Raw genomic sequence first — 14,791 nt, forward strand, 5'->3', positions numbered from 1 at the left:
CCGTAAACTGAGGAAAGAAAATCAAAGCACTGCGTTGAACACGAATCCAACGATCAGGATGCCGGTGGCGACCACGCCCACGAAGGTGGCGATCAGCCGGACCTTGAGGACCTTGCGCAGGATGATCATTTCGGGCAACGACAGCGCGATCACGCTCATCATGAAAGCCAGCACCGTACCCAGCGCCGCGCCCTTGGCCAGCAAGGCCTGCACGATGGGAATGACCCCGGCCGCGTTGGTGTACATAGGCACGCCGATCAGCACCGCCAGCGGCACCGACCACCACGCGTCCTTGCCCATGAAGCTGGCCATGAAGTCCTGCGGCACCCAGCCGTGGATGCCGGCACCAATGGCGATGCCAGCCAGGATGTAGGGCCATACCTTGCCCACGATTTCGCGCACCGAGGCAAAACCCGCCTGCATCCGGTCGGCCAGCGTGGTTTCGGCCGCCTCGTAACCGGCCGACATCTTCGGCATGTCGCGCACCCAGTCTTCGAGGTGCGCCTCCATCTTCAAGCGTCCAATGATCCAGCCCGCCACGATGGCCACCGACAAGCCCAAGCCCAGGTAAAGCGCGGCGATCTTCCAGCCGAACAGGCCGAACAGCAGCGCCAGCGCGACTTCATTGACCATGGGCGCGGAGATCAGGAACGAGAAGGTCACGCCCAGCGGCACACCGGCCTGCACGAACCCGATGAACAGCGGCACCGCCGAGCAGGAACAGAACGGGGTGACGATGCCCAAGGTGGCCGCCATCACATTGGCCAGGCCCTCGGTGCGCCCGGCCAGCAGCGCGCGCGTACGCTCGGGCGTGAAGTAGCTGTTGACCATGCCCATGACGAATACCACGCCGGTTAGCAGCAGCAAGACCTTGGGCGTGTCGTAGAAAAAGAACTGCAGCGCGCTGCCCAGATGGCTGCTGCGGTCCACCGGCAGCGCGGCGACCAAAGCCTCGGACACCGGGATCAGCGACTGGTACAGGCCCCACCACAGGGCGGCGGCGGCCAGCAGAAACAGCACCGGCTGCTTCTGCGGCCAGCGGGTCAGGTTCGATGTGAGGGTGCTCATGCCTCAGAAGACGAGGCAGGTGCAAAAAGGATGCAGGAAAGACGGCTCTTTTAGCGAGACGGTGTTCGCGGAACAAAGTCGTCCACCCGCCCCTCACTGTCAAACGACACCTGGCAGGCTGAGGTCATGCGCTCGCGCATACGTTTGCGTGCACGCTGCAGACGCGACTTGACCGCGGGCAGGGAAAGCTGCCTTTGCCGAGCGAACTCGGCCTGCGTCATGCCCTGCAGGTCGCACAGCTCGATGACCTCACGGTCCTGCGGATCAAGCTCAGAGAGAACACGCGGCAGGCAGGCCTGTGCCAGACCGTCCAGTGGGTGTTCAGACACTACCGCATCCAGCAGCTCGTCCAGCCCTTCGGGCAGCGGCAACCCTTCGTGTCGGGTGCGCAGGCGGTCGGTCAGGGTATTGCGCGTGACCTCGAACAGCCAGGCCCTTGGCTGTACCACGGAAGAAAGCGACTGACCCTGACGCAGGATCTTGATGAACACGTCTTGCAGGATGTCGTCCACTTCACTGCGTATCGACACGCGCGACAGCAGCCATCGGCGAAGCTCCGTTTCGTGGCGGGCCCAGAGCGACAACGGGTCGTTCATATCAGTTTCACAGCAAGTGCGGTCAGGAACATAGACTGGTCAACTCTTCAAGCGGAGATGGCAAGCTTTTTCATTTTCTCCCACAGGGTCTTGCGACTGATGCCCAGCACTTCCGCAGTTTTTCCAACACTACCCTCGCAATGCTGCAGCGCTTTCTGGATGTGGGAACGTTCCACGGTTTCGACCACACGTTGCAGGGTCACGATGCCATTGCCTGAAGCCTCGACTGCTGCGGAGGACCAGGCGGGTTGACCTTCGGGAAGGTCCAGCATTCCGCCGTCGCTCAGCACCACGGCCTCCTCCAGGAACGAACGCAGCTCCCGCACGTTGCCCCGCCACTCCCGCCCCATCAGATCGCGCACAAAGGGCTCGGACATGGCCAGGGGCCGACCCTGCTCCAGCACGATCTGGGCCAGCAGCTTCTCGGTCAGCCAGCGGATGTCTTCTGGCCGCTCGCGCAGCGGTGGCAACTCGATCTTGATGACCGCCAGCCGGTAGAACAGGTCTTCACGGAAGGCACCCGCGTTCATGTCCGCGTACAAGTCGCGGTTGGTGGCGGCCAGGATGCGGAAGTCACTCTGTGTGGTGCGCTCGGCCCCCAGTCGGAAGAAGCACTTTTCCTGCAGGGCGCGAAGCAGTTTGGCCTGCATGCTGGCGGGCAACTCACCCACTTCGTCCAGAAACAAGGTGCCCTTGTTCGCCCGCTCCAGATAACCCTTGTGGGTACGCACGGCTCCTGAGAACGCGCCTTTTTCATAGCCGAAAAATTCGGCTTCCATCATGGTCTCGGGAATCGCCGCGCAGTTCACCGCGACGAACTCGCCCTTGCCCGCTCGGGGGTCGAGGCTGTGGATGAGCTGGGCCGCCACCTCCTTGCCCACGCCCGACTCGCCCGTCAGCAGCACCGACACACGCTGACTCGCCACCTTGTGCACCATGGTTTCGACCCGGCGCATGGCGACCGACACGCCGAGCAGGGCATCGTCATCGGGTGCCACGGACAGGTCCACCGCCTCCCGGATCTTCGCCACCAGACTTTCGATGTCGAACGGCTTGGTCAGGTACTCCCTTGCACCGGCGCGCACCGCCGCGACCGCATCGTTGACGCTGCCGTAGCCCGTGAGAAAAAACCAGGGCAAGGCTCGCACAGTGGCGGGCAAAGCCACGAACCATTCGGTGGCCAGACCGTCGGGCAGCCGGACATCGCTGACCACGGCATGGGGCAGCGACAACAGCGCATCGCGCGCTTCGCTGAGCCGCCGGCACCAGCTCACCTGCAAGCCCTCCAGTTCAAAGCGTTGCATCAGCGACTCACCCATGATGGGGTCGTCTTCAATCAACAGGATGGATGTCATGTCTGGCCTTCCGGCGCCTCCCGGTTCGGCACTTCGAACAGGAGGCAGGTTTGTGTGGTTTCGGTGATGTCCAGCTCGAACCGGCCGCGCAGGTGGCTGGCGAGTTCCTGGCAGACCCATAGGCCAAAGCCGCGTGGGTCTTTGCCGCTTTCGGCGGCCAGCGTGCTTTTGAACTTGTCTTCGCTCAGCACCGGTCCGCTGTTGCTGATGCAGAACCGCACCCGGGATTCATCGGCCTGAAGCCTTGCGGCAATCACGCCGTGTTCACCCGCCGCCTTGAGCGCATTGAGCAGCAGGTTGAGCATGACTTGACGCAGTGGCGCGGACGGCACCCTCAGGGCTGACTCCACATCGACCTGAACCCGAATTTCTGCCCGGTGCTTGTCGGCCGTGCTCTTCACCAGAGCCACGATGTCTTCCAGGTCACCCGGCTCCAGAGGGCGATCCTCAATGCGCGCCTGTGGCAACAGGGCTGCGACGGTGGTGCGAATCTGCTGCAGGCCCCGGTCGAGCAGGTCGATGGTGCGCAGGCGGATAGCCTCATTGCCCCCGTGCAGACGCAGCGTCTGGGTGGCGGTCAGCATGCCCGCCAGGGGGTTGTTGATTTCGTGCGCGACGGCCGCCGTCATCTTGCCCACCGCCGCCAGGCGTTCGGCCGACAAGGCGCGTTCTTCCGCCACCTTGCGACGTTCGAGTTCGCCCATCAGCTGTGCAACGGCATCGCCAATGCGGCTGAGTTCGGGGTCGGTGGTCTTGGGCACATCGGCGCGCAACACCCCGGGGTCGTCACGTCCGATGCGCTCGATCACGGCCACCAGCCGGCCCACCGGACGGGCCATGCGCTTGCCTACCCACCACCCAAGGGGGCCGAGCACCGTGACCGCCAAGACGATACCGATCAGCGCTGTGCGGGCCAGCGAGGCCCAGTCAGGTGCGAAGGCGGCCGACTCCACCTCGGTGAAGACAAAGCCCAGAGTCTGACCGTCTTCGCTGCGGATCGGGTCGATCAGCACCACTGAACCATCGGGCCTGTTGAGCAAGGCCCGCCGTTCGATTGCCATCGCAGTCAACAGCGGCTGCTCGCGCCAGGGCTCGCCCAGCACCTGGCGCCCGGTTTCCAGCTTCACCGGGTCCGAAGCGGCGAACACTGCTCCGTCCGGCGTCAGGATCGCCAGCCGTGCCAGGTCCGCATCCGCCCCCGGCACCAGCTGCGCAGTGTCGCGCAGCAAGGAAAACACGCGCCAGGTGTCGTCGGCAGCCAGCAGGGGGCGCACCTGCGCGATCACCAGCACCACCGCCCGGTCTAGCAGTGACAGCGTGTCGCGCCGCGCGTTCTGCGCCTGGACCCGCGCCGTGATGGCCGTGACCAGCACGGCCGCCAGCAGCACGGCCAGTGACAAGCCCAGCGGAATCTGCACCCGATAGGGCAGGCGCCGGAGCATCAGCTGCCCACTCCGCTGCCCGGCACCTGCTGGGCCTGTCGGCGAATCGAGTCGAACAGGCTGGTCTGGCCCGGCGTGAATCCAGACAGGTTCAAGGAGGCCAGCAGGTCGCGACCGACCTTGTCGTCGCCCATGCGCAGCAAGGCCTGGCGCAGTGCTTCCATCTGCGGGTGTTCACGCCCCTTGCGCGCGACCAGCGGCGGAAACCCGAACGGCTCCGACTTCCAGATCACTTCGGTCTTGGCGATGGCGGGCATGGCCTGTGCGCGCATCGTTTCCCACACATAGCCGTCGATGGAACCTGCCTGGGCCAGTCGGGCGGCCACTGCCTCGGCCACGTTGCGGTGACCGTGGGTGAAAAAGCCGCGCTTGAGTTCGCGTGTAGCGACACCGGCCTTGGCCAGCTGCGCCTGGGCCACCAGCCAGCCGGAGTTGGACAACGGATCGGAGTAAGCCAACACCCTTCCCTTGAGATCTGCCCAGCCCTGCACCTCGGGGGCGGGCGTCTTGGAGCGGATCAGGTAGGCCTGGTAGAACGGCTGGCCCTGGTACAGCGGCACCGCGAGCAGGCTCAGATCGCTCTCGAAACGCACGAAGGGGTAACCACAGATCCACGCCGCGTCGATCTGCCCCGAGAACAGCAAGTCCAGGATGCTCTGGTAGGACTCGCGGGCCACGAACTCGACCTCGATGCCCACCCGGCTGCTGAGATAGCGCCCCCAGCGCGACAGAAAGGCGACCTGGTCGGCCAGGATCACCGGGGTCAAACCGATGCGCAGTCGATCCGCCCCCCAGCTGGGCAGGGGTACAGCGGCTGAGACGGCGCTGCAGAGGCCGGCGGTCAGGGTGCTTCTTCGATTCACCATCGTACGTGGGGTGTTACGTTTTCGTAACTTTGATTTTGGTCATGGTTACGAAAAATTCACAACGGACAAACCCCAGTGTTGCAAGTGCTTGTTTTTAAACACATCCACCCCTGGCACGGGCGTTGCGAAGAGTGGCCGCCTTTGTTCAAAACCAGGAGACAACATGGACGACGTCAAAATCGGCCGCCGCTTCTTTCTGAAGTCCGGTGGCGCTGCCGCAGCCGTAGCCGGTTCGGTGGTCATTCCCATCCGCAACGCCAACGCCGCCACCCCGGCCACCGCCAGCGGCACCACCCTGCCCTACCCCAAAAAGGCCGTCGGCTCAGCCAAGGGCATGCCACTCAACCAGGCGGTGAGTTTTGCCTACCCCGATGACAGCTCGGCCTGCCTGGCCATCCGCATGGGCTCGCCTGTGCCCGGCGGCGTCGGCCCCAACGGCGACATCGTGGCCTACAGCTCGTTCTGCACCCACATGGGCTGCCCGGTCGGCTACGAACCCGGCACCAAGACCTTCAAGTGCGGCTGCCACTTCTCCATCTTCGACCCCGAGAACGGCGGTCAGATGGTCACTGGCCAGGCGACCGAAGACCTGCCGCGCATCCTGCTGGAGTACGACGCCAAGACCGACAGCGTGCACGCCGTCGGTGTCGACGGCCTGATCTACGGCCGCCAGTCCAACGTCCTGTAAGGAGAGCAGCATGACCACCCAGATCAACGACCGCATTGCGCTGCCCCCGAAGGACGCGCAAAAGACCAACATGACCTGCCACTTCTGCATCGTCGGATGTGGCTACCACGCCTACAAGTGGGATCACAACACTGAAGGCGGTCGCGCCCCGGACCAGAACGCGCTGGGCTTGGACTTCCGCACACAACTGCCGCCGTTTGCCACCACCCTGACCCGGGCGATGACCAACACCATCACTGACAAGGGCGGCAAGAAGTGGAACATCATGATCGTCCCCGACAAGGAATGTGTCGTGAACAGCGGCCTGTCGTCCACACGCGGCGGCAAGATGGCCAGCTACATGTACACGCACGACGGCATCGGTCGCGAGCGCCTGAAGCACCCGCGGGTCAAGCGCGGTGACCAATGGCTCGACACCAGTTGGGAACAGGCTTTGGCCCTGTATGCAGGCCTGACCAAAAAGATCCTCGACAACGACGGCCCTGACGGCCTGTTCTACGACTGCTTCGACCACGGCGGCGCTGGTGGCGGTTTTGAGAACACCTGGGGCACCGGCAAGCTGATGTTCAGCGCGCTGAAAACCCAGATGGTGCGCATCCACAACCGCCCGGCCTACAACTCCGAGTGCCACGCCACGCGCGACATGGGCGTGGGCGAACTCAACAACAGCTACGAAGACGCCCAGCTGGCCGATTGCATCCTGTGCACCGGCGCCAACCCCTACGAAACACAGACCAACTACTTCCTGAACCATTGGGTGGCCAACCTCTCGGGCTCCACCGTGGACAAGAAGAAAAAGTGGTTTCCGGGCGAAACGGCGGCTGCGGCCAAGATCATCATCGTGGACCCGCGCCGCTCGGCCACGGTGGCGATCTGCGAACAGGTGGCAGGCAAAGAGAACGTGCTGCACCTCGATATCCAGCCGGGCACCGACACGGCGCTGTTCAACACACTGTTCACCTATGTCGTGCAGCAAGGCTGGATGGCCAAGGACTTCATCGCCAAACACACCAGCGGCTATGACGATGCAGTCAAGACCAACCGCATGAGCCTGGAAGACGGCGCCAAGGCCACGGGCCTGACGGTGGCCCAGATCAAACAGGCGGCGGAATGGGCCTACAAACCCAAGGCCAGCGGCCACCGCCCGCGCACCTTCCACCCCTATGAGAAGGGCATCATCTGGGGCAACGACAACTACGTCATCCAGAGTGCACTGGTGAGCCTGGTGCTGGCGACCGAAAACGTCGGGCGCCGCGGCACCGGCGTGTGCCGCCTGGGCGGCCACCAGGAGGGATACACCCGTCCGCCCTACCCCGGCAGCAGCAAGATCTACCTGGACCAGGAAGTCATTGCCGGCAAGGGCCTGATGTACACCCTGTGGGGCACCAACCCCTACCAGACCACGGTGAATGCAGAGCAACACCGCCTGGTGCTGAGCAAGCGCGCCAAGATCGTGGACGAAGCCATCGCCCGAGCCCGCGGCGCCAGTGTGGAGCAACTGGTGGAAGTGATCTACAACGCCTGCAAATACCAGGGCGGTATGTTCGTGGCGGCCATGAACCTCTACCCCACGCAGCTCGCCGATGACGCGCACCTGCTGTTCCCGGCCACCCAGCCAGGCGAAATGAACCTGACCTCCATGAACGGCGAGCGCCGCCTGCGCCTGTCCGAAAAGTTCATGGACCCTCCTGGCTCGGCCAAACCCGACTGCCTGATCGCTGCTGACATCGCCAACACCCTGAAGGCGATGTACCAGAAAGACGGCAAGGCGGACATGGCCAAACGCTTCGACGGCTTCAACTGGAAGACCGAAGAAGACGCCTTCAACGACGGCTTCCGCCGCGCCGGTCGTCCAGGGGTCGAACCCATCGACAGCCAAGGAGGACCGACAGGCTACCTGGCCACCTACGAACTGCTGCGCAAGGCGGGCACCAACGGTGTGCAACTGCCCATCAAGGAAGTCAAGGACGGCAAGCTGATCGGCACCGAAATGGAATACGCCGATGGCAAGTTCAGCACCGGCGACGGCAAGGCCCATTTCAAACCCGCACCGTGGAACGGCCTGCCCAAGATGGTGGCTGATCAAAAAGCCAAATTCAAGTTCTGGATCAACAGCGGTCGCGCCAACGAAGTCTGGCAGACCGCCTACCACGACCAATACAACAGCTTCGTGCGCGACCGCTTCCCGATGGCCTTCATCGAGATGAACCCGGACGATGCCAAGGCACTGGGCGTGGCGGCTGGTGACGTGGTCGAGGTCTACAACGACTTCGGCAGCACCTACGCCATGGCCTACCCGCTCAAGGCGCTCAAGCCGGGCCAGACCTTTATGCTCTTTGGCTATATCAAGGGGGTGCACGGTGACGTGGTGACCTCCTGGGTGGATCGCAACGTGGTGCCCTACTACAAGGGCACCTGGGCTGGCATCAAGCGCGTGGGCAGTGTGGACGACTACAAGAAGTCGATCTCGTTCAAAGACCGCCGGTTCGCTTGAGGATGGCTGGGTTGCGGGCGGCCGGTGGCTGCCCGCCTTTTTTAATAGAACGTTCGGAGACAACATGATTCGCAAGTTCGGTGCCGTGATAGCACTCGCTATTTCGGCTTCTCTGCCCGCCGTGGGCCACGCCAGCACGGAGCTGGCTCAAAAGAACGCCTGCATGGCCTGCCATGCCGTGGACAAAAAACTGGTTGGCCCCGCCTATGCCGAAGTGGCCAAAAAATACGCCGGCCAGAAAGACGCTGAAGCCACCTTGGTGGCCAACATCAAGAAGGGTGGATCGGGCAAATGGGGCCCCATTCCCATGCCGGCTCAGGCCGCGCTGAGCGAGGCGGATGCCAAGACCCTGGCCAAGTGGATTCTGTCCAGCAAGTGATGTGTTGAGAAGACCGATGTTGCATCGGTCTTCTTTTTCAGGAGACAAGAACATGGGACATGTCGGACTGGAAAGCCCCCTTGCTGCGTCCCAGTTGGCTCTGCGTCACACCACAGAGCCACAAGCCAGTGCGTCTTCGTTTGCGGATGCTTTGATCACATCCCGCCAGAACATTTCCCCCAAGCGCCTGGTGGAGCCAGGCCCGAATGTGTTTCAGCTGGACCAGATTTTTCGCAGCGCAGCTTCGGCACCCGACCACGGTCTGGTCAAGCCTTGGCGGTTCGTCATCGTGCCGCAGGACAAACGAGCCTTGCTGGCCGAGGTCTTCGCACTCGCGCTGGTGGACCGCGACCCGGGCGCGACGCTGGAGCAGATCGAGACCGCCCGGGAGAAGGCGCACCGCGCCCCAGTGCTAATGCTGGTGGTGGCCCGGCTGGGCGCCTGCGAGCCACCCATCCCCGCGTTGGAGCGCATGGTGTCCGTGGGTGCAGCCGTGCAGAACATGCTCCTGATGGCGCATGGCCAGGGCTTCGGCAGCAGCCTCACCAGCGGTCAGGCCATGCAGTCCCCCCGCATGCGCCAGCTGTTTGAACTCGCCACAGGTGAAGAAGCGGTCTGCTTCCTGAACATCGGCACCGTCTCCAAACGCAAAGCCCAACGTCTGCACCCTGAGACAAGCAGCTTTGTAAGCACGCTGTGACCGTCTCGCGTCCGCAGAACCTATCAGCGTCCGTCACAACAATGGAGACATGCCATGGGTGAACCTCTGCTGGCACGCGTCATTCCCCTGCTGGACCATCGCCAGTTCGTGGAACGACAGTCGGCGCATTCGTTCGCGGAACCACTGGTCACCGGAGAAGTCCGGGATCGGCTTCAGAGACCCCTGCGTGACCTGCGCATCAGCGTGACCGATCGCTGCAACTTTCGGTGCGCCTACTGCATGCCCAAGGAAGTCTTTGGCAGCGACTATCAATACCTCCCGCACTCATCGCTGCTCAGCTTCGAAGAGATCACCCGGGTGGCCCGACAGTTCGTCGCTTTGGGCGTCAGGAAGATTCGGCTGACCGGTGGTGAACCGTTGTTGCGCAAGAACCTGGAAGAGCTGCTGGTTCAGCTTACAACGCTGAACACGCCCGATGGCGATGCGATCGATCTGACCATGACCACCAACGGTTCGCTGCTGGCGCGCAAGGCGGTGGCACTCAAGGCCGCCGGCCTCAACCGTGTGACGGTCAGTCTCGATGCACTGGACGACCGCGTATTCAAGCGCATGAACGATGTGGACTTTCCGGTGGCCAAGGTGCTGGATGGCATCGAGGCAGCGCAGGCTGCCGGTATCACCAATATCAAGGTCAACATGGTGGTCCAGCGCGGCGTCAACGACCAACAGATCATGCCCATGGCACGCTTCTTCCAGGGCTCCGGTGTAGCACTGCGATTCATCGAATTCATGGACGTGGGGTCCACCAACGGCTGGAACATGGACGCTGTGCTGCCCAGCGAAGCGGTGATTCGCACCATCTCCGAACACATGCCGCTGGTGCGCCTGCAGGCCAGCGCTGCGGGCGAAACCGCGCAGCGCTGGGGCTATGCTGGACCGAACGGTCAACACCAACCATCTCTGGGCGAGATTGGCGTCATCAGCAGTGTGACCCAGGCGTTCTGTGGCGACTGCAACCGGGCCAGGCTGTCCACCGAAGGACGCTTGTTCACCTGCCTCTTCGCAGGTCAAGGCTTCGATCTCCGGCACATCCTCAGGGGCACGACCACGGCAGAGGATGAACAGCTAACCAGGGTCATCAACTCAGTGTGGCGTGGACGCGCGGACCGCTATTCGCAGATGCGCTCATCCGTGCGTCAACAAAACAACAGTACCCATCAGCGAAGGCCAGAGATGAGCTACATCGGTGGCTGAAAGCGACCGGCCAGCCATCAACAAAAAAGCCCGCCGAAGCGGGCTGAAACCCACACAAACCAACTTTACACCCCGATCAAGCCACCGTCGTTCTTGGTGATGACAATGGTGGCCGAGCGCGGGCGTTTGCCGGCGCCGTACCCGGCGTTGGTCGGCCACTGGCTGGTGTATTTGGACGGGTCGTTCACATCCGCCATCGCGGTGTTCTCCCCCGGGTGCTGGATGTTGATGAACACAGCGCGGCCGTCGGGCGTTTCGCACCAGCCCGTGATCTCGCAGTCTCGGGGGCCGACCAGAAAGCGTGCCAGCGTGGTGGGCGTCGGAGTCTTGCCCACGTAGGTGGTGACTTCCTTGTCGCCCTGCTTCACTGTGCGAGGACCACCGTCGCCGAGTTTGCCCGGAATGGCGGCCAGCATCATGCAGTTGGTCTGGTCGGTGTAGGCGCCGTCGTCGGTCTGGATCCAGCAGATGCCGGTGGCCGGGCTGAACACCAGTCCATCGGGCGACGACATGTCGTTCTCGTCGGTCAGGTTCGACAGGTTGACGCTGGATTTGTCGGCGCCAGCCTCGGCGCCGAACACGTAGATGTCCCACTTGAAGGCGGTGCTGGTGGGCGAGGCGTCGGCCATGCGCACGATATGTCCGTTGACGTTGCCCTTCTGCTCTTTGTTGCCCTTCATGTCGGTGTAGACGCGCGGGTTGGCGGCGTCGATCTTCTCCACCGTACGGCTGCTGTTGTTGGTCAGCGTGCTGTAGAACTCGCCGGTGCGCGGGTGCACCCCACCCCACTCGGGGCGGTCCATCTTGGTGGCACCAGCGACATCGGCCGCCAGACGGGTGAAGACAGCGATGTCGGCATCGCTCTTGAACTCGAAGTAGGAGCTGTTGGCGATCTTCGGGTTGTCCATCGACAGTTCCAGCCACTCGCCGGCACCGTCGTCTTTGAAGCGGGCGGCGAACAGCGTGCCCTTGTCCAGGTACTTGTCACCGGCGGCCAAGCGGTTGGCCGGGCTGGCGTCCTTCGGGTCCCACTTCGCAGCGGACACGAACTTGTAGATGTATTCGTTGCGTGCGTCGTCGCCCATGTAGCAGACGATGGGCTGGCCCGCCACCGGCTTGGCAAACGCCACGCTCTCGTGCGCGAAGCGGCCCAGGCCGGTGCGCTTGCGCATCGGGGCGGCGGTGTCGTATGCGTCCACCTCGACCACATAACCGAAGGTGTTCATCTCGTTGCGGTAGTCGTCCTTGGCACTGGCGCCGATGGCGCTGTTGTTCCAGCGGGCGTACTGGTCTTGCGGACCTGCGCTTTCCCAGCCGTGGCGGCTGGCGGCCCCGGCGTTGCGACCGTAGCGCTTGAGGCCTTGCACCTGCTTGTCCTTCTTGCGTGCGTCGTCGTCTTTGGCGTCGCGAGAGAAGTAGCCGAACCAGTTCTCTTCACCGCTGACAAAGGTGCCCCAGGGCGTCTTGCCGGTGCCGCAGTTGTTCAGCGTGCCGCGGCACAGGGTCGCGTCGGCGCTGAACTTGGTCACCAGGTGTTCGCTGCCGCGGGCCGGGCCGTGGATGGCGGCGGTGGTCATGGCGGTGATGCGACGGTTGAACGGCGAGGTGGGCTTGTAGGCCCACTGTTTGCCGCTGGCCTGCACTTCGACGAAGGACAGGCCGTGGATGGCCAGTTCCTTGTCCACTTCCGATGCGGGGCGGGGCAGCGTGGAGGCACCGCCGTTGGCGTGGATGAAGAAGGAGGCGAGTTTTTCGTCGGTGGTGGCTTCGTGGTTCACGCCCAGGATGCCGCGGGTGTTGAAGCTGTCGGACGGTTTGCCAGCGGCATCGAGACCGAACCATTCCATACCGTCGTGGTGGTCACCGGCGCGTTGCTCAAACGCGGTGTCGGTGCCGTCGTTCTTGTAGGCGGGCACACCGGCGGCCAGCGGGTCGCCCAAGGCGTAAATGATCTGGGCGGTGTAGCCCTCGGGGATGCTCACCTTGTCGGCGGTGCTCTTGGCCACGGGCTTGAAGCCCAGGCCGTCCACAGAGGCGCCGCTGCCGCCGCTGCCGGTGGTGGCGCAGCCGGTGACGGCCGTGGCACCCAGTGCGGTGGCGGTCAGGCCAGCGCCACGGAACAGGCTGCGGCGAGTCAGGCGGCTGCCCAGAACTTCTTCAAAGTACGGGTTGGCGCTGGTGTTGGAGTTCTCGTCGTTGAAGAGATCGCTGGGGCGTGTTGTCTGTGATTTCACAATGGTCTCTGAAGGGTTGAACAGTCCCTTGAGCATCGACAACAACAGTGAAACTCTCGTGACGCTTTCGAGGCAGCTGTGTGTCCGACCCAGGCGCTACCAGGCGCGTAGCCAGATATTGCGCCCGCCTACAGGTTCATGCCTTCTGCGTCGTGCGCCGCCGCGTCGATCTTCGCCTTGCCCCTGACGATGACCTCCCTCGCGGATTCCCCGCGCATCCAGCAATCCACCATGTCCGCCCATACCTGCATGAGGACTCGCCGAGGCCCGGACAAGCGAGCGTGGTTGTAGGCCGCTGCGACTTGGTCTTTTTTCTGGTGTGCCAGGCAGGCTTCCACCAATGCCTCAGGGAAAAGCGCGTCGTTGAGGCGTGACGAGAACGTTCGGCGTAGATCGTGCACAGACACTGGCAGAAACAGCTCCTGACTGGGTGTTCGATCCTTGTTGATCCGGTCCACCGAAGCGGCGATCGTCCGGTTCAGCGTGGCCTGGCTGATCGGCTCGGCGGAGTCATACCGGCTTGGATGGAGAAAGTCGCTCGACGGGAAACAGGTCCGAAGCGTTGTCAGTATGTCCAGGGCCTGCTCGGCCAAATACACCGTGTGAGGCTTGCCTGCCTTCATCCTCTCGGCTGGGATCAGCCACTGTGCCCGATCCCAGTCCACTTCTGCCCAAGTAGCCCCGATGAACTCACCTTTGCGCACACCCGTTAGCAACAAGAACCTGACGGCCAGCCGAAGTGTCGGCGCAGTCCCAGTCATCTCCAGACCGTCGAGCAAGGTCTTGATTTCATGCCGGTTCAAGTTGCGCTCGCGCGGGACAAACGTGGCGTAGGCCTTGCGTGCAAGTGCTTCTGCCGGATTGGCGATTTCGACGCCTTTGCCGTTGGCGAACCGGTAGACCTGCAACACCAGTTCCCTGGCGTGCACGGCCGGACCTGGGCCTCGCTCCTTCTTGACGCGGTCGAGCAACTCACCCAGTGCAATCGGCTTGATTTCATCAAGATTCAGCTTCCCGAACGGACCAGCCAGGATGCGGTCATAGATCGATCGCCGTAGCGCCAGTGTGCTGTCGGCCAGCCGCTCGGCGCCGCTCTTAGTGTCGGACTTGAATTCAAAGTACCGCGCCACCCAGCGCCCAAAGCTCATGGCGTCGGCGACTTCGCTCCGCTGCTCAACCTTGGCACGAGCTGGCGACCGCCCAGAACTGACATCAACCCGCGCACGAGCCAGCAGCAGGCGCGCTTCCTCCAGCGTCACATCCATGCCATAGGCCAAGTGAGATCGCTGGGCATAGCGAGCAACCGGTTCATGGCGTCCGATGGTCAACGTCTCGCGTCGGCCGCTCAATCGATAGTCATAGCGGAAGGACCTACTGCCGCTGGGCGAGACCACGACGTACAGACCGTTGCCTCCGTCGCTGACCTTGTAGGCCCGTTCACCCGGCAGCAGTTCTCGCAGTTTTGCTTCCGTCAATCCGTGGCGTGTTCTCGCGCTCGCCAGCCCAACCCGCGCCCGTTCCATCAAGGTGTCCATGAGGTCTCCGATCCGTTGCTTGTCGCAGGACCGAGATACCGTCATGGGGTCTGACGGTATCGCTGCAGGCCTGCCAGCTTAGGTGCCCGGATACCGTCAGGTCAACCGTCAGACCGCCTGGGACGCCCTGGGATTCGATGGGACGCTATGAAACGCTAAGTCCTTGTCCCTGCAGCGAAATCGGGTTTTCCTGGGATGTTCCGAAACACCTTGGGACGA

The 14,791-nt window shown here is 63.1% G+C and carries 12 protein-coding genes; 5 read left to right on the forward strand and 7 right to left on the reverse strand.

Features of this window, described 5'->3' with window-relative positions; genetic code table 11:
* Positions 1–21: 21 nt before the first annotated feature.
* Genes RCO38_RS18550 through RCO38_RS18570 form a run of 5 tightly spaced genes read right to left on the reverse strand, consistent with a single transcriptional unit; the run spans position 22 to position 5,219 of the window.
* Positions 22–1,068: a permease gene (locus RCO38_RS18550; RefSeq protein ID WP_308329902.1), complete on the reverse strand. Its 1,047-nt coding sequence runs from the start codon at positions 1,066–1,068 to the stop codon at positions 22–24.
* 50 nt (positions 1,069–1,118) lie between these two features.
* The gene (locus RCO38_RS18555) at positions 1,119–1,664 is read right to left on the reverse strand and encodes a sigma-70 family RNA polymerase sigma factor (protein ID WP_308329903.1); all 546 of its coding nucleotides are present in this window, start codon (positions 1,662–1,664) and stop codon (positions 1,119–1,121) included.
* A gap of 47 nt (positions 1,665–1,711) precedes the next feature.
* Positions 1,712–3,019, reverse strand: a complete 1,308-nt coding sequence (locus RCO38_RS18560) for a sigma-54-dependent transcriptional regulator (RefSeq protein WP_308329905.1) — start codon at positions 3,017–3,019, stop codon at positions 1,712–1,714.
* On the reverse strand, positions 3,016–4,461 hold the full coding sequence (locus RCO38_RS18565; protein ID WP_308329906.1) for a HAMP domain-containing sensor histidine kinase: 1,446 nt from the start codon (positions 4,459–4,461) through the stop codon (positions 3,016–3,018). Before RCO38_RS18565 ends, RCO38_RS18560 begins: the two co-directional genes overlap by 4 nt.
* Positions 4,461–5,219 carry a PhnD/SsuA/transferrin family substrate-binding protein gene (locus RCO38_RS18570; protein WP_308330221.1) on the reverse strand — a complete coding sequence of 253 codons (759 nt, stop codon included), beginning with the start codon at positions 5,217–5,219 and terminating at the stop codon, positions 4,461–4,463. Before RCO38_RS18570 ends, RCO38_RS18565 begins: the two co-directional genes overlap by 1 nt.
* Before the next feature lie 271 nt (positions 5,220–5,490).
* Here RCO38_RS18570 and RCO38_RS18575 point away from each other — a divergent pair, with 271 nt between their 5' ends.
* The 5 genes from RCO38_RS18575 (at position 5,491) to moaA (ending at position 10,803) form a co-directional block, all read left to right on the forward strand.
* Positions 5,491–6,015: an arsenate reductase (azurin) small subunit gene (locus RCO38_RS18575; protein WP_308329907.1), complete on the forward strand. Its 525-nt coding sequence runs from the start codon at positions 5,491–5,493 to the stop codon at positions 6,013–6,015.
* 10 nt (positions 6,016–6,025) lie between these two features.
* On the forward strand, positions 6,026–8,509 hold the full coding sequence (locus RCO38_RS18580; protein WP_308329908.1) for an arsenate reductase (azurin) large subunit: 2,484 nt from the start codon (positions 6,026–6,028) through the stop codon (positions 8,507–8,509).
* 64 nt (positions 8,510–8,573) lie between these two features.
* A complete protein-coding gene (locus RCO38_RS18585; protein ID WP_308329910.1) occupies positions 8,574–8,888 on the forward strand; it encodes a c-type cytochrome in 315 nt (104 codons plus the stop codon).
* 151 nt (positions 8,889–9,039) lie between these two features.
* Positions 9,040–9,588 (forward strand): nitroreductase family protein, encoded by a 549-nt coding sequence (locus RCO38_RS18590; RefSeq protein WP_308329911.1) that lies wholly within the window; start codon positions 9,040–9,042, stop codon positions 9,586–9,588.
* Between the two features lie 66 nt (positions 9,589–9,654).
* A complete protein-coding gene (gene moaA / locus RCO38_RS18595; RefSeq protein ID WP_374694562.1) occupies positions 9,655–10,803 on the forward strand; it encodes a GTP 3',8-cyclase MoaA in 1,149 nt (382 codons plus the stop codon).
* 65 nt (positions 10,804–10,868) lie between these two features.
* Here moaA and RCO38_RS18600 read toward each other — a convergent pair whose 3' ends face one another.
* Together RCO38_RS18600 and RCO38_RS18605 are read right to left on the reverse strand one after the other, a co-directional pair.
* Positions 10,869–13,037, reverse strand: coding sequence for a PhoX family protein (locus RCO38_RS18600; RefSeq protein ID WP_374694555.1), 2,169 nt, complete (start codon positions 13,035–13,037; stop codon positions 10,869–10,871).
* A gap of 128 nt (positions 13,038–13,165) precedes the next feature.
* Positions 13,166–14,572, reverse strand: coding sequence for a tyrosine-type recombinase/integrase (locus tag RCO38_RS18605; RefSeq protein WP_308329916.1), 1,407 nt, complete (start codon positions 14,570–14,572; stop codon positions 13,166–13,168).
* Positions 14,573–14,791: the final 219 nt, after the last annotated feature.

Origin of the sequence: Hydrogenophaga pseudoflava (assembly GCF_031020795.1) — a bacterium.
GTDB lineage: Bacteria > Pseudomonadota > Gammaproteobacteria > Burkholderiales > Burkholderiaceae_C > Hydrogenophaga > Hydrogenophaga pseudoflava_A.

Excerpts from the sequence above, each read along its gene's own strand:
- RCO38_RS18550 (WP_308329902.1), bottom strand. The coding sequence starts at position 1,068 with ATGAGCACCCTCACATCGAACCTGACCCGCTGGCCGCAGAAGCAGCCG.
- RCO38_RS18555 (WP_308329903.1), bottom strand. The coding sequence starts at position 1,664 with ATGAACGACCCGTTGTCGCTCTGGGCCCGCCACGAAACGGAGCTTCGC.
- RCO38_RS18560 (WP_308329905.1), bottom strand. The coding sequence starts at position 3,019 with ATGACATCCATCCTGTTGATTGAAGACGACCCCATCATGGGTGAGTCG.
- RCO38_RS18565 (WP_308329906.1), bottom strand. The coding sequence starts at position 4,461 with ATGCTCCGGCGCCTGCCCTATCGGGTGCAGATTCCGCTGGGCTTGTCA.
- RCO38_RS18575 (WP_308329907.1), top strand. The coding sequence starts at position 5,491 with ATGGACGACGTCAAAATCGGCCGCCGCTTCTTTCTGAAGTCCGGTGGC.
- RCO38_RS18580 (WP_308329908.1), top strand. The coding sequence starts at position 6,026 with ATGACCACCCAGATCAACGACCGCATTGCGCTGCCCCCGAAGGACGCG.
- RCO38_RS18585 (WP_308329910.1), top strand. The coding sequence starts at position 8,574 with ATGATTCGCAAGTTCGGTGCCGTGATAGCACTCGCTATTTCGGCTTCT.
- RCO38_RS18605 (WP_308329916.1), bottom strand. The coding sequence starts at position 14,572 with ATGGACACCTTGATGGAACGGGCGCGGGTTGGGCTGGCGAGCGCGAGA.